The sequence below is a fragment of the Scytonema millei VB511283 genome, assembly GCF_000817735.3.
Lineage (GTDB): Bacteria > Cyanobacteriota > Cyanobacteriia > Cyanobacteriales > Chroococcidiopsidaceae > Chroococcidiopsis > Chroococcidiopsis millei_B.
Map to the genome: position 1 here is coordinate 866,874 of NZ_JTJC03000001.1, position 15,834 is coordinate 882,707.

Sequence of the window (15,834 nt, forward strand, 5' to 3'; positions counted from 1 at the left end):
ATCGTTTGCTGCCTCCTCTGCCAATAGAGTAGACTAAACCGGCTAGTTCACTTTCTGTCACTAAACTAATCAGTTCAGCTTAAAATGTCAAGAGAAGATCGATATCAAGCCTTAAGGACGACTCGGCATGAGACAGGGAAAATCTGGATGTAGTGACAGACAGCTCTCTCCAGAGAAAACTGAAGCCATTTTAGAAGGTGGCATGAAAGAGTTTTTGGCTCGCGGTTATGCTGCAACTAGTATGGATCGAGTTGCGATCGCCGCCAAAGTTTCAAAAGCCACGGTTTACAGTCATTTTCAAGACAAGGAAAGCTTGTTTATCGCGCTAATTCAACGTCTGGTCGAGCAAAAATTTCAATCCATCTTTGGCGCAGCGGACGAGCAGATTTTGCAAATGACCCCCCAGGTTGTTCTAAGAAATTTTGCCAATAGAGCATTAGATGGTGGGATAAATGAGCCACAGTTCCTCAACTTTATGCGGCTGATTCTGGGAGAGTCGGGACGATTTCCGCAGTTAGCCCGTGCCTTCGTTCGCAATATCGAGCAAACTGCGTTTAGAAGCCTCTGTCACTATTTTGCAAATTGTCCGCATCTCAAGCTAGCAGACCCAGAAGCAACAGCGCGAATTTTTATCGGGGCGATCGTACATTATATGATCGTGCAGGAAATGTTGCATGGTAGAGATATTTTGCCAATGGAGCGCGATCGCCTAATTGACACATTGATTAATTTAATTATCACCGAGCGAGCCGAATACCCTTAAAGTAGTCTTTTATTTCTCGAACTGAGAGATTTTTAATTCAGATTTAAGACGCTTGTATATACTAAGTTCCGCCATTTTAGCCTTTGACTTTTAACTTTTGCCTTGCATATCAGTTTTTATGTATCAAAAATCTCTTATTCCCAAAAAAGTTGAATTTGTGGGGGCGATCCCTGCCCTATTTATTATTTATTTTCTCTCAGGGTTTACAGCGCTGCTTTATCAGGTGGTATGGCAGCGAATGCTGGGGTTGTTTTCTGGATCTGACGTGCGATCGGTAACGATTGTAGTTGCCTCTTATTTGTTAGGACTGGGTGTAGGTGGCTGGCTGGGTGGCTGGATTAGCGATCGCCTCAGTAATCGTCAGGCAGTACAAATCTATGGTTGCTGCAATTTTGGCATTGCTATTTTTGCTGTTTGCAGCCGCTTTTTATTTTACGACTTGCTGTTTTTGCAAGGAAAATCTTTGGCACAATCTCCAGCAATGATGTTGGCGATCGTGTTTGTCAGTTTATTAATTCCTACTACTTTAATGGGCGTGTCTCTGCCTCTAGTAACGAAAGCAACTAGCCGTCATGCAGAGGGCGCAGCAGTTCGGATTGGTCTGCTCTACGGTTTAAATACACTCGGTTCGGGGCTGGGAACGCTCGTTTCTGGTTGGTATATTATCGGGACTTTTGGATACGAAAAAACAGTTTATTTCGGTGCAATTCTAAGTGCTGTGGTGGGAATTGTTGCCTGGTCTATTTCTCGTCAATTTCAGCCAAATCGTCCTGTATTAGTTGCATCAAATACGGCAAATGGATCGCTGCGATCGCGTTCTCTATGGCAGTGGTGCTTTTTGGTTTTTCTTTCCGGTTTTGCCGCAATTTCTTTAGAGATTATTTGGTTTCGAGTTTTAGATACAGTACTGCAATCGATCGCCTATACTTACGCCCATCTCCTAGCATTTATTCTCGTTGGTAATGCCTTAGGTAGCATCGCAGGAGCAGCAACAATTCGATTTATTCGTCAACCTCGAAAAGTCTTTTTTGCGATTCAAGCTGGTATAGCTGCCTATGCGCTAATTTCTATTTGGCTGATTAGCATTTACTACCAATCTCATCCGACAGATTTACGCACGGATATTGGCTACATTGACTTAAATAACATTACTTCTATTGTCATTTTCAGATATGTAGTTATACCCTCGGTCATGCTCGTATTGCCTAATTTCTGGCTTGGTTTTTATTTTCCGTTAGTACAGAAAGCCGTACAAACAGAAGATAGCCAAATTGGACAGCGAGTCGGTTTCATTCAAGTTGCAAATATCTTGGGTAATACTACAGGTAGCCTGCTGACGGGATTAGTGCTGTTGGATAAGTTCGGTACGGCAGGTTCCTTGCGATTCATTGCATGGTTAGGACTGGGATTTGCCCTGCTATGTTTCAATCTCAGGAAAGACAAGCTGACGAGTACGCTGGCGATCGCCCTGGCTGTCATAATTGCTGTATTTCCCAATAATACCCGTCTTTGGGCTGCTCTACATGGCATTCCACCCGCACAATATTTCCTAGCTGCCGAAGATTCGACAGGTGTAGCCGCCGTGACTGAGGTAAACGGACAAGGGACTTTACTCGCTAGCGGACAAGCACAAGCCAGTTTCCCTTACATGCAAGTCCACGCACTGCTAGGTAGTTTACCCGCACTGATTCATCCCCACCCCGCCCAAGTCATAATTATTGGTCTGGGTTCGGGGGGGACAGCTCATACAGCAGGAGTCAACCCTGCAACTCGGCAGATCAAAGTGGTAGAGTTACTGGGAGCTGAGTTGACAATTTTGCGTCAATATGCTCAAACTCCTAACGGTCAACCGCTCAAATATCTATTTGAAGACCCGCGTTATCAATTTATTGTCGGTGACGGACGGCAAGAGCTGGAACTATCCCAACACCAATTTGACATCATTGAAGCCGATGCGATCTATCCCTGGCGATCGCGAGCTGGTATGCTCTACTCGCAAGAATTTTTTCAAGCCGTGCGATCGCACCTCGCCCCTGGTGGTATGTTTGTGGAGTGGAACGTAGGCTTAGGCACAGCACAGACATTCCGCAGCGTATTCCCTTACGTGATGCAGTTAAGCATGAGCGGCGATTTACACGTTTTAATTGGTAGCGATCGCCCCCTTGACTTCAATCGACAACAGCTATTAACTAAACTAGAGGATACGGCTGTATTGAATTTTTTAGCAAAAGCAAGCGTTAATGTTGCAGCAATTCGTCAAGATGTCAAGGCTGCTCAGGTAAATTTCTACTCCCACGCCAAAGACGGTCAACCTCAACCCATAAATACAGATTTATTCCCGCGATCGGAATATTATTTGAATCAGGGTAAGTTGTAAGTCGTAAGTCGTAATTAAATAGACTCCCTGCTTCCCGATGACTGATAACAGACGTTACATGTAACGTCTCTACATTGATAACTGACAACTGATAACTGTCAACTATTTTCTGGCGTTTTACTGTCGATATATTCGCGCCAGCGCTTAATTTTGCCTGCGACAAAATCGGCAATAATGGCATCGTCTGCTCGGTTGCGACGACCTGAAGCTTTTTCTGTATCTTCCCAATACCACTCTACGGCAGCGCGATCGCCTTCAATAATTATTTGACGAATGTCAATTTTGACGTTGGATGCATAAGTCGTAAAGTCTGCGGCTGCTTTGCGAATGGCATCTTTACCTACCCATTTTTGTCCTGGGACAATCAACTCGCCATCAGGAGTAAACAAAGCAGCGAAAGCATCTGCATCTCCATTGACCCAACTATCTCTCGCTTGACGCACAATTATGCGGATCTGTTCTGGAGGGGTTGCTTTTCCCCCTGCTGGGCTGGAATGACTGACATTCATCTGTGTGGGTATATGTGTGGGTATGCCTGCAAATACTTCGATGCTAATTAAAACAATAGCAATTCCAACCAGAATCGCGAATGCCACCCCGTACAATCTTGCTTTAGCATGACGTAAATCGAGCTTCATTTTTTTTCTACTGTCCGATCGCTGCATTCAGTGGATGCAAATAAGCTTAAACTACGCACCGACAGTTTCATTACATTCCATTGCAACGCACTTGTTAGCCTGCATCAACTGTGCGGCGGAGCGATCGATGCCCATACCATAACGCCATTCTCCATTGAGATATAGCCAGGTTGGGATCTGACGCACGAGATCGCGATCGCCCTCAAAACAAATTGTCCCTTGCTTCAGGGCAAGATTCAGGTGAGTATAGCCCATCCAGACATGGGTGAAAGCACTCAGATCGGCTGATATTAAGACATCCACTTCAAAGCCTGGATCTTTTTGACACATATCCACCTCTCCATCCTCGAATATCATCCACCAACTGCGATGAGTTTTGCGCCCTTTGGTTAACCCACGAAAGTCAAACTGGAGCACTATTTTTTGAGAGGGTATCGCCTCAAGATTGATTCGTCGTCTCATACCCCATATCAATAGGGCATCATCCAAGTCTTCTGGGGCAATTTGTTCGCTCCCCCATTGTTGCGCCCAAACCCCCATTGCCTCAATGATGGGTCGCAGGGCTTCTCCGGCAGGTGTGAGAACGTACTCATATCCTTGACCAGTCTCTTTTTCATGGCTAACGACAATCCCCAATTTCTCAAGTTCTTTGAGTCGTTGAACTAGGAGCGCACGCGACATCAATGGCACGCCGCGACTGATGTCGTTGAAGTAGCGATTGCCATACAGCATCTCTCGCAGTACCAGTAGGTTCCAGCGATCGCCAATTACTTCAGCTGCCTTTGCTACCGGACAGAATTGCCCATATCCCTTTCTCATAGCACATCTAGGAAGATCCCACATTAGGTTCAGATATTGAACTTGTAACACTTGATACAGCAAATCAGAATAAAAGTATCACAAGACTTAAAGGAGACTGACCAATGTTAGAACAACAGACCGCACCGATCGTCCAACAAGAGGGGATAGATTGGCTATCCTTGGCGGAATCATTGGGAAACCAATTTGCTGCCAGAGAAGTCGAAGCCGATGAGAGCGACTTGTTTGTCGCGGATAACATTGCCAGGTTGAAAGCGTCTGGATTGGTGGCAGCAGGTGTCCCGACCGAACTAGGTGGTGGCGGAGCCAGCTATACCGATCTTTGCGCTGTGCTACGGATTTTAGGACGCTATTCCAGTTCAACGGCGCTGGCTTTTTCAATGCATACCCATCAGGTGATGGTACCAACCTGGCGATGGCATCATCAAAATGCTCCAGTCGATGGATTGCTGAAACGGGTGGCGACCGAGCAACTCGTGCTTCTCAGCAGTGGTGGCTCGGATTGGTTACAGAGTAATGGCACGGCGATAAAAGTAGAGGGTGGATTTCTGATTACGGCTCGCAAAATCTTTGCTAGTGGTGCGCCTGCTGCGAATTTATTGATGACCAGTGCCGTTTATGAAGATCCAGAAATAGGTTCTACAGTATTACATTTCGCGGTTCCCATGAATTCCCAAGGCGTTTCAATTGAACCTACCTGGCAAGCGATGGGAATGCGGGGAACGGGTTCCCATGACGTTGTGTTATCTAATGTTTTTGTACCAGATGCGGCAATTGTTTTACGACGAGCACAAGGGAAGTGGCATTTTATCTTTCACCTGATCTCGATGGTGGCGATTCCGTTGATTTATTCTGTTTATGTTGGGGTTGCAGAAGCAGTCCGCGATCGCGCAATTCAACTGGCAATGAAACGCCACACTGACGAACACCTCTGCTACATGGTGGGAGGTTTAGACAATGAATTGACAGCTACAAAGTTAGCACTTGAGCACATGATTTCTACTGCCGTGGTGAGTCAACCTGGCTTTGAGACCACAAATCAAATTATGACAGGACGGACACTGGTTGCCAAAGCGGTACTCAACGTCGCTGATTTGGCGATGGAAATTGCGGGGGGAAGCGCGTTCTATCGCAAGCTGGGTCTGGAAAAATTATTCCGTGACATCCAGGGAGTCCGCTATCATCCTTTGCGGGAGGAAGCGCAGCGCAAGTTGTCGGGTCAACTGGCATTTGGGTGGGATACGTCTTGTTTATAGAGAAATCTTTCTCGTCCAGAGCGATCGCCCAGTCTTGATTTCAGCAAAGATAAGAGCGATCGTTCTCTCACTACCAGCTTTTTCAGCTACTCATAACTAACAAGCTACGGACTAACATCAATTTAATCGGGAAGCCTCCATTGTGCGAGCGCCACGGCATTACCCGTACCACAGTATCGCCCATACAGCAGAGAACAACATTAGGGTAAAAATGTCAACCTGGTAAGTAGATACAGAGAATTAATTTTTGTTTTGTATCTAAGTCAACAATCTCCCGCAAAATGGTAGAGGTAGCTAGTTGAAAAAACACCCCCAGCAGACATCCCCAGAAAACACTCTAAGTTAGGAGTAGATGAGAAATGCTTGCATACATCCTTGCGTTAGCTGTTGCTATTGGTAGTCTTGGCATCTACTTAGCCGCCTTTTTCTTCCCAGAAATCGGTCGCAAAAACGATATCTATTGGAGCGGCGTAGGGTTGTTCTATGCTTTAGTCTTATGGGTATGTGCCAAGCAAATTACAGGAGGACTCCTATTAGGTCAAGTTGCTGGAGTCGTATTACTGGGTTGGTATGCGTTCCAAACTCTACAGTTACGCCGCCAATTAACCCCTCAACAGCAACAAACAGCAGTCCCTAGCGCAGCACAGGTAAAAAGCAGCGTTCAAGAGCAAGTCACCAAAATCTCACCCCTACAAAAGCTGTCACAGTTTGGCAAGAAAGCAACGAGTAAAGCTACCGCAGCTAAAGAACAGCTAAAACCCAAGAGTGATATTAAGGAAGTTCCGACACCGCTAGTGGAATCTACTCCTACTGTCGAAATTGTCGATAATCGAACCCCTACAGCCGTAGAAACAACGGAGTCAGCGTCTACCTTTGAAGAAAAAATCGCCTCAGAAGTGGAAGTAATTCCTCCAACCGAAAACGCTTTAGAAGTAGAAGTGTCTCCTCCAACCGAAAACGCTATTGTCGATCGCCAAGCTCAACCAAACCCAGAAATTGTAGCGGCTACCCCAGTCGAAACCACCCAACTAGAAGAATCGACTACCACTGAAACTGAAACTGAATCATCTTCAGAGGATGAGATCTCTCAATTACACCGTCCCGATCCCCCCAGTCCCGAATTAGTAGAAGCTGCAATTGAAGATGCAGAAGAAAAGCATCAACCAGCTTCACCACCAGAAACCGACGAGAAGTCGTAAAACGAAAAAAATGAAGTTATATTGATGGCTGGATCTACAAATACAATGCGATCGCCTGCATTAAACTGTAATGGGACTTATCCTTCCGTAGAAATACTTCTAAAATAGTTGAATAACCTTGCCTCTATTTTAGAAATCAAAGCTGTGACAGAACCAGGAAGTTACGAAACTAATACCGGCGAGGCAACCTTGCCGCCCGTTTCTTACAAAGATACCGTAAACTTGCCCAAGACAAAATTTGACATGCGGGCAAACGCCACCAAGCGCGAGCCGGAGATCCAAAAGTTTTGGGCAGATCGTCAAATTTACGATCGCCTGTCACAGCAAAATTCTGGCGAGATTTTCACTTTACACGACGGACCGCCCTACGCCAACGGCTCGTTACACATCGGTCACGCCCTGAATAAAATCCTCAAAGACATCATCAACCGCTATCAACTCCAACAAGGGCGTAAAGTTCGCTGCATTCATGGTTGGGACTGTCACGGATTGCCCATCGAACTCAAAGTCATCCAAAGCATGAAGCCGCAGGAACGCGCCTCGCTTACACCTTTGGAACTGCGCCACAAAGCACGGGACTTTGCCCTCAAAGCCATGCAAGAACAATGCGCTAGCCTCAAACGCTGGGGTGTAGTCGGCGATTGGGAAAACTCCTATTTGACTCTCAAACCAAAATACGAAGCTGCCCAAATCGGCGTATTCGGGCAAATGGTCTTGAAAGGCTACATCTATCGCGGCTTCAAACCCGTTTACTGGAGTCCCAGCTCGAAAACCGCCCTAGCCGAAGCAGAATTAGAGTATCCCGAAGGACACACTTCTCGCAGTCTCTATGCGGCTTTCCCGATAACTCACATCGAGCCATCAGCTTTCCCCAAACTCAAATCCTTCCTCCCCCATCTCTGGGTAGCCATCTGGACGACAACCCCGTGGACAATTCCAGCCAACTTAGCAGTTGCAGTCAATCCCGACTTGACCTATGCAGTTGTAGAAGTCGGGAGTCGGGAGTCGGGAGTCGGAAGTCGGGAGTCGGGAGTCGAAAACCAACCGTCAACTGTCTTCACGCAGTGTAGCGCCAGCGTTTACCGTCAACCGTCAACCAAATATCTCATCGTTGCGGCGGATTTAGTTGAAAGACTATCTACTACACTTGGCGCTCCACTAACTATCAAAGCGACATTCAAAGGCTACGAACTGGAACACTGCAAGTATCGCCATCCATTGTGCGATCGCGAAAGTCCGATTGTCATTGGCGGCGACTACGTGACGACAGAATCCGGTACGGGACTCGTCCACACTGCACCAGGACACGGACAAGAAGACTATCAAGTGGGGATGCGCTATAATCTGCCGATCCTCTCCCCCGTCGATGCTGATGGTAACTTTACCGCAGAAGCCGGACACTTTGCCGGACTAAATGTATTGGGAGAAGGTAACGCCGCAGTCGTTCAAGCTTTAGAACAAGCTGGTTCGTTGCTGAAGGAAGAACCGTACGTCCACAAGTATCCCTACGATTGGCGGACGAAAAAACCCGTAATTTTGCGGGCAACCGAGCAATGGTTTGCGTCGGTAGAAGGATTCCGAGACGCAGCCCTGCAAGAAATTGCCCATGTCCGATGGATTCCCGCTCAAGGAGAAAACCGCATCACGGCAATGGTAACCGAGCGTTCTGACTGGTGTATCTCCCGCCAGCGCAGTTGGGGCGTACCAATTCCGGTATTCTACGACGAAGAAACTGGGGAACCGCTACTGAATGAAGAAACGATCGCTCGCGTCCAAAATATCTTTGCTGAAAAAGGCTCGGATGCTTGGTGGGAAATGTCGGTAGAAGAGTTGCTCCCAGAAAAGTATCGCGATAACGGGCGAAAATACCGTAAAGGTATGGATACGATGGATGTTTGGTTTGATTCTGGTTCCTCTTGGGCGGCTGTCCTTCAACAGCGGCAAGAATTAGCTTATCCAGCCGATCTTTACCTGGAAGGATCGGATCAGCATCGCGGTTGGTTCCAGTCTAGTTTACTCACGAGCGTTGCGACTAACGGTCACGCACCTTATAAAACTGTTTTGACTCACGGCTACACCGTAGACGAACAGGGGCGGAAGATGAGTAAGTCTTTGGGGAATGGAGTCGATCCAACGGTAGTCATTGACGGGGGTAAGAATCAAAAAGAGGAACCACCCTACGGCGCAGATGTGTTGCGGTTGTGGGTATCGTCGGTAGATTATTCCGCCGACGTGCCTATCAGTAAAAATATCTTAAAGCAGCTAGCAGATGCGAGAAATAAAATTCGTAACACGGCTCGTTTCTTACTAGGAAATCTGCACGATTTCGATCCCAGTCGGGATGCAGTACCGTACGAGCAGTTACCAGAGCTGGATCGTTACATGCTGCACCGGATGACGGAAGTATTTACTGAGGTAACTCAGGCTTTTGATAAATACCAATTCTTCCGTTTTTTCCAAACCGTGCAGAATTTCTGTGTCGTCGATTTATCCAGTTTCTATTTGGATATTGCCAAGGATCGCCTGTATATCAGTGCCGCTAATTCGTTCCGCCGTCGCAGCTGTCAAACAGTGTTGCAGATTGCTCTAGAAAACTTAGCCAAAGCAATCGCCCCTGTCTTGTGTCATATGGCAGAGGATATCTGGCAATATCTTCCCTACCCCACGTCGCATGAATCTGTCTTTGAATCTGGCTGGGTGAAGTTAGAGGACAAATGGCAAAATCCAGAGTTGGCAGAATCTTGGGTTCAGTTGCGTCAACTCCGCACTGAAGTGAATAAGGTATTAGAACAAGCACGTACCGAAAAGGCGATCGGTTCTTCTCTCGAAGCAAAGGTGTTGTTATATGTTGCCGATACTAATTTGCAACAACGACTGCAATCTTTAAATCCCAGTACGGACGTACAGCCATCCACTCATTCCAACGGTGTTGATGAGTTACGCTATTTATTCATCACTTCTGGGGTAGAATTGCTCGATACTCCTGCAACCCTAACAGAATTGAAATATAATTTTCAATCTGATGCTTTGGGAATTGGAGTCGCTAAGGCTGACGGAAAAAAATGCGATCGCTGTTGGAATTATTCCGTGCATGTAGGTGCATCTCAAGCACATCCGCTCTTGTGCGAACGATGTATTCCCGCTCTCGCAGGAGAATTTTAATTTTCGATTGTTAGCTATCGTTAGTTATTTGCTTAGTTATTTGCAAACTACCAGTGACTAGCGATCGCTACACAATCAAATCCTATCAACCTTGAGATTTTGATAAGTAACATAGCAGTATTTGCTTTAAAGCTAGCAAGGTAAATACTGGAATAGTTTGACCATATCGACGTGATAATCTCAGTGGTTCTTGCAGCAACCGATACAACCACTCACCACCACCAAAACGCAACCAATGGGGCGCTCTTTTTTGCTCTCCTGCATAGACAGGAAATGCTCCCCCCAAACCGATCGTTACTGCTCGGATTTTATCTTGATGATGCTGCATCCAATATTCCTGTTTCGGACAGCCTAAAGCTACCAAAACGATCCCGGCTCCACTGTGATGAATTCTTTCAATCAAGGCTTCATCTTCTGCGCGCGTGAGTGGACGAAACGGCAAAGGCTCCATCCCAGCAATTTTTAAGTCTGGAAAGTCTCGCGTCAAGCGCTCTCTCATTTTCTCTAAAATTGGTGATTCAGAACCTAAGAAAAATATGCTCACATCCTTCAAAGGAGCGAGTTTACATAAAGATAAAAGAATATCTATTCCTGCAACGCGATTTTGGGTACGCGCTCCCAACAACCTCAACATCCAGACTAAAGGCATTCCATCAGGAGTCACAAGGTCTGCATTCTTCAAAACTGTGGCAAACTCTGGATGCCAGTAAGCTTCTACTAGCATATGAGTGTTAGCCACGCAAACGAATTTACTAACTTTACTCGTTGCCCACTCTAAGATTAAGTTAATTTGGGATTCAAACGGTAAAGCACTAACAGGTGAATCGATCACGTCAAGCTTTTTATAAACTTTTAATACTCTAAATTCTAAATCTAGAGTCTCAAAGGATTGATTTTGAATTTGATGTTGTTCGCTAAATAAATCTCTATTATTTAGCGTGAATTGTCGTGTATTTTTCATTCTTTCTCTATTGCCAGCAATGTGGAACCTCAGTTAACAATCCTGGCTGTGCGTAATGTATAAAGCCATCTCCGCACGCACAAAAAATAGTCGAAATCGGCTGTTAATCTCTGACATAGTTGGCAGAAGCAGGTTGAATGCCTCTGGCAAACTGATAGTAGCTTACCGATTCATTTAAAACTTGCTCGATCTATTACTTAGCCGAAACCTTAGCAGCAATGCTTTAATTTAAATACTCAAAGTCTTTTACAACTTATACTTATTAAAGTATCACTAAAACTCTCTATTTTTACTCATTCATAGCTTAATTTAAGCGTGTCTTAAGAAAATTAAATTAGATGCAAGCTTGCCATTTATTATGATTATTTTGCAAGCGTAACTTATGGCGCTTACAAAGAAAAGATTGGTGAGTCCAATCTAGATACAATTATTTAAGATTCAGGTGCGATCGAGCGCGAACAAGCGAACGCCATACTGACGCTTTGATAGAAAACTTAGTTTATTCGGCTGTCTTTGAATACCGCTAGCAACTGCACCTAAAACTGGTGTGGCAGAGAAGTTTAACTGCTCTAATGCCTTCGCTAGAGCAGAACAGTTTGTTTTGCCCATGTTTACAGTCAAAATACTAGCATCCACATGCCTAGCTAAAAGATTTGCATCAGCAAAGCCAATTAAGTGAGATGTATCGTATATCACTAAATCGAAAGCTTGTTCTAGTTGCTCTGCCAAGCTTTGCATTTGCGGTGATGACAGCAGGATCGATGGATTGGGGGGGATTGAACCAGCAGTTAAGATAAACAAATTATCCTTAGATATTTCTCTGCCCTGTGCGGTAGCCTCTTGAAAAGCTTCGCGATCCTCAGCTTCCTCAGAGTCATTACGCACCTGTTGGATCGCATACTGAAAGTTTAAACCTTCGGCGATCGCATTGCTCAGTCCTTGCGAGTTGGATAAGTTTAACATTTTATGAATGGCAGGAGTACGCAAATTTGCGTCTACCAATAAAACTCTTTTACCCATTGCTGCTGCTGTCTGGGCTAAATACAATGCAATTGTCGATTTACCATCTTCGGGAGCGGCTGAGACGATTGCTAGAGAACGAATCGTCCCATTAATATCGAGAAAAGAAACGTTCGTGTAAAGAGATCGGAAAGCCTCCCAGAACTCAGATAACTCAGTTTTTTGCCCCAGATTGCCATTTCGCTCGAACTTTACGCTAGGAATTTCACCTAAAATTAATAATTTAGTTTTATCTTTAATTTCTTCTGAGTTATAAAAAACGTTATTGAGTTTATCTACAAGCAGAGCAACTCCAAAACTGACTAATAAACCTAAAGCTGTGCCTAGAACTAAATTACGCTGAACGGTAGGTGCGGTATTTTGAGGTTCGTTAGGAGGAGTGAGTATTTGCCAAGGCACTTGTTTTTGAGCGGCATCAATTCGTAGTGCTTCGCGCTTGGTTAAAAAGTGGTTTAAGTTATCGGAAGCAATTCTTAACTGCCGCTCTAAGTCATCTTTCTGGCGAATAATTATTGGAAATTGTTTAGCTTGTTGTCTTAATAAGTTCTCGGACTTGCTGAGCGTGTAGTCTTGCGCTTTTAAAGACTGAATTTGTTTAGCAGCATTAGTCAATTTCTGAATTTCTCTTAAACGAGCCGAACCGGGAGAGGCTGTATCTATTAAGTCTGCCGTTCCATTTGGCAATCGATCTCCCACGATGCGCCGTTCCTCTTTTCTAACAGCTTGCAGCAACTGCTGCTGTTGAGCTAACAGAGATTGAAATTCAGGACTATCTTCTTTGTAGCGTGACGATTTCGCCGCAATTTTAGTTTCTACATCTTGGAGTAAGTTGAACAGCTTCAGATAGTGAGACGATTCGCTCAGTTCGGTAATTGCTGCCGCTGTATCCGGTTGCAATCGCAGTTTCTCGTACAGATTATTGTAAAAAGTTGTGCTGCTAGATAACTGAGTCTGGATCTCCAGTCGCTTCTGTTCAATTCGATCGAGCTGATAAGAGAGCTGTTGACCTTGAGTGTCGGAATTAACAATACCATGTCGTTGCCGAAAACCCTGAAGGCGCTGTTGTAAAATTTCCACTTGCCTCTGCAACTGTGGCAGTTGAGATTCGACAAACTGAATTCCTAAATTAACGTCTGTCTGACGTTCCTCTAGGCTGTATTTTAAGTAAGCCTCAGCTACTGTGTCCAAGACAAATTGAACTTTTTCAAAATTAGGATCTTTATAGCTAACTTCTAAAATATTTGTGTTGGGCAACAGCTTGATGTTCAATTGAGGTGTGCTGCTGCCAGGGTAATATAATTGTAGTTTTTGAGTAATGGGAGACATCAACTTCGGACTTTGTAAAACCTTCAAAGTTGTCTCATCTAACCCCGGAGAATCCTTTTCTTCTTTCTCTTCCTCTTTAGAAGATACAACTTTATCTTCAGCGGTTACGGGTTCAGTTAACAGCTCGAACTTAGCAACATAAGTTGGAGTTCCGATCGCAGCTAGTAATACAGATACACTGGCAACTGCGGTTGTGCCAATAATAATTGTTAGTATTCTGCGCCGAATTGCTCCTAGCAACCAACTGACATTCAATCCACCTTCATTGGTGTCATCAGGTTGAGTTGTGTAGAGCTGAGGTTGAGGCTGAAGTTGCTGGCTGTAGATCTGAGCGGGCGACTGATGAGAGGAGCTAACATTTCTCATAATAGACTCTGTTTATTTTTTAATAACGGGTCTTAGAAACTTACTCAAGTTTGAAATCAGCCTGATACTCAACTGAATACACAGTTCGCTTGCTACTTCTTTCCCTCTTTAGGGAGTTGAGTGCGTATACGGCTAAAAACAAGTCCTTGCTACTCTCGATTGGGAGGGCATGTACAAATCTACCACTTAGTCCATAAAATTATCAATCTGTTTTAAACAAGATTTCGGTTTTTGGGTCCCTTGTAAAGTACTTCACAGGAAATTTACATTATCTTTATTATTTCTTTATTGTATATCTATCACTAGAGTGATTGAATGAACTTATACACAAATCTCTGCAATCCTTGCTACGAGATTTTGATGCAACCTACCAAAATGTCTACTCTATCTATTAGTTTTTGTGACTATTGCAATATCTAGTTGGGGGAAACTGTTATCTGCTGACGTAGCGGTAGCTTCTGCTGGTATCAAATCTAAATCGATGCGATACCAAACTAGGTAATGGGATCTGAGTCGACCGATTCTTTGCGATCCAGTCAGACAAGGCTCTTGCAGTTCGTTAAAAATCGTGGGTGAGAGAGCTACTTAAAAAACATGTACGTAACAACTCGAAATTTATTTATAGAATTTGATCGTCCGATCGGTCAGTTCTGGCAGAACTTACGGTGCTATCGGAGCCGGATGTCCCCTAGATGGCAACTGCAATCTTTGCTTGCATTACCAGTACGTACAAGCAAATGTTCGGGGATAGGTTCAACTTTACTGGTTAGACGATAGAAACAGCATTTAAATTTAGAATAGCCGCTTGGCGATCGCAAACCGTTTTGGCATGTTATGGCAGTTGCCTGGCGATCGTAAACTGTCTTTACACGACCTTTTCAATTGCAGCTCGACTGCCTCATTTGCAGAATTAAGCCGTACAGTTATTGTTGTATTAGCTACATCAGTGCCGTAGGATTAACCAATCTGTAAAGGTGGCAAACGTGCAAATGGTATAGCGCATGTCTGCAACCATCTGACTCAAGGTGAGGGAATTGGCATGGCGACTTTCTACATAAGCTGAGCTGGGATCGACGTGCTGGCAGACAGTGAATGGTCGTTCGCCAAATCCAACTTCATCCATATAAAGTCAAACAGAAATATATAAGCAGTGCCACTGGAAAAAATTTTTATTTTCAGAAAAATTTAATAAATCGATTGGCATTTTTCAGGTTTAATTATAATTACGAGCTAGAAAAAATGGCAATAAATCATGATGTAGAACTAGGCGATCGCGTGAGTATTTTTCATCCACAGTTAGTCAATCTTTACGGTTGCAAAATTGGGGATGAAACCAAAATCGGAACTTTTGTAGAAATTCAAAAAAATGCTGTTATTGGTACTAGATGTAAAGTATCGTCGCATACTTTTATCTGCGAGGGTGTGGTTATAGAAGACGAAGTATTTATCGGTCATGGAGTCATGTTCACCAACGACCTTTACCCTCGCGCCACCAACGAAGATAGCAGCCTGCAAACCGAAGCTGACTGGTCTGTCATTAAAACTAGAGTCAAGCGCCGTGCTTCTATTGGCAGCAATGCCACCATCCTGCCAGGAGTCACAATTGGAGAAAGTGCCATAGTTGGTGCTGGAGCAGTTGTGACTTGCGATGTTCCCGATCGCGCAACTGTAGTTGGAGTTCCCGCTCGGGTGGTCGGCAGTGCTACGAATGGACGCAAATTAATCGATAACGGCTCAAAAACAAATATTCGATTACGATCGAACAATTCAATTTAGATGAATTTCTTATAACTCAAGCTCAGCCCGAGTAGACATTATTTACAACACAAACACGCAATATTCAAAATCTTAGAGATACAGTTTTTCAGAAAACTTGCAGTTAGCAAGACTACTTGTAGTAAGGTCTAGAAACTGGAAGTTGTGTAAATTTACTTCTGCCGATCTAAT

General features: G+C 44.5%; 11 protein-coding genes. 6 read left to right on the forward strand and 5 right to left on the reverse strand.

The genetic code is table 11. The features are described from left to right. The first annotated feature begins 127 nt into the window (after window positions 1-127). Window positions 128-763, forward strand: a complete 636-nt coding sequence (locus QH73_RS03950) for a TetR/AcrR family transcriptional regulator (protein ID WP_039715315.1) — start codon at window positions 128-130, stop codon at window positions 761-763. Window positions 764-881: 118 nt separating this feature from the next. Further along, window positions 882-3,140: a fused MFS/spermidine synthase gene (locus QH73_RS03955; RefSeq protein WP_052289999.1), complete on the forward strand. Its 2,259-nt coding sequence runs from the start codon at window positions 882-884 to the stop codon at window positions 3,138-3,140. Window positions 3,141-3,238: 98 nt separating this feature from the next. Here the strand turns inward: QH73_RS03955 and QH73_RS03960 are convergent, their stop codons facing one another. Together QH73_RS03960 and QH73_RS03965 are read right to left on the reverse strand one after the other, a co-directional pair. Next, window positions 3,239-3,778, reverse strand: a complete 540-nt coding sequence (locus QH73_RS03960; RefSeq protein ID WP_236146880.1) for a nuclear transport factor 2 family protein — start codon at window positions 3,776-3,778, stop codon at window positions 3,239-3,241. A gap of 51 nt (window positions 3,779-3,829) precedes the next feature. Continuing rightward, the gene (locus tag QH73_RS03965) at window positions 3,830-4,621 is read right to left on the reverse strand and encodes a winged helix-turn-helix transcriptional regulator (protein WP_063777332.1); all 792 of its coding nucleotides are present in this window, start codon (window positions 4,619-4,621) and stop codon (window positions 3,830-3,832) included. Between the two features lie 80 nt (window positions 4,622-4,701). Between QH73_RS03965 and QH73_RS03970 the strand changes: the two genes are divergently transcribed. The 3 genes from QH73_RS03970 (at window position 4,702) to ileS (ending at window position 10,214) form a co-directional block, all read left to right on the forward strand. Next, window positions 4,702-5,853, forward strand: coding sequence for an acyl-CoA dehydrogenase family protein (locus QH73_RS03970; protein WP_052290000.1), 1,152 nt, complete (start codon window positions 4,702-4,704; stop codon window positions 5,851-5,853). 359 nt (window positions 5,854-6,212) lie between these two features. After that, window positions 6,213-7,052: a Ycf66 family protein gene (locus tag QH73_RS03975; RefSeq protein ID WP_052290001.1), complete on the forward strand. Its 840-nt coding sequence runs from the start codon at window positions 6,213-6,215 to the stop codon at window positions 7,050-7,052. Between the two features lie 243 nt (window positions 7,053-7,295). Continuing rightward, window positions 7,296-10,214, forward strand: a complete 2,919-nt coding sequence (gene ileS / locus QH73_RS03980; protein ID WP_052290252.1) for an isoleucine--tRNA ligase — start codon at window positions 7,296-7,298, stop codon at window positions 10,212-10,214. Between the two features lie 85 nt (window positions 10,215-10,299). Here ileS and QH73_RS03985 read toward each other — a convergent pair whose 3' ends face one another. The 3 genes from QH73_RS03985 to QH73_RS03995 all read right to left on the reverse strand — a co-directional run bounded on the left by QH73_RS03985 (window position 10,300) and on the right by QH73_RS03995 (window position 15,010). Further along, window positions 10,300-11,175: a WecB/TagA/CpsF family glycosyltransferase gene (locus QH73_RS03985; protein WP_039715317.1), complete on the reverse strand. Its 876-nt coding sequence runs from the start codon at window positions 11,173-11,175 to the stop codon at window positions 10,300-10,302. Between the two features lie 438 nt (window positions 11,176-11,613). Next, window positions 11,614-13,887 (reverse strand): GumC family protein, encoded by a 2,274-nt coding sequence (locus QH73_RS03990; protein ID WP_039715318.1) that lies wholly within the window; start codon window positions 13,885-13,887, stop codon window positions 11,614-11,616. 943 nt (window positions 13,888-14,830) lie between these two features. Next, window positions 14,831-15,010 carry a hypothetical protein gene (locus QH73_RS03995; RefSeq protein ID WP_132866586.1) on the reverse strand — a complete coding sequence of 60 codons (180 nt, stop codon included), beginning with the start codon at window positions 15,008-15,010 and terminating at the stop codon, window positions 14,831-14,833. A gap of 116 nt (window positions 15,011-15,126) precedes the next feature. Between QH73_RS03995 and QH73_RS04000 the strand changes: the two genes are divergently transcribed. Next, window positions 15,127-15,663, forward strand: coding sequence for an acyltransferase (locus QH73_RS04000; protein ID WP_039717385.1), 537 nt, complete (start codon window positions 15,127-15,129; stop codon window positions 15,661-15,663). The last annotated feature ends 171 nt before the right edge of the window (window positions 15,664-15,834 follow it).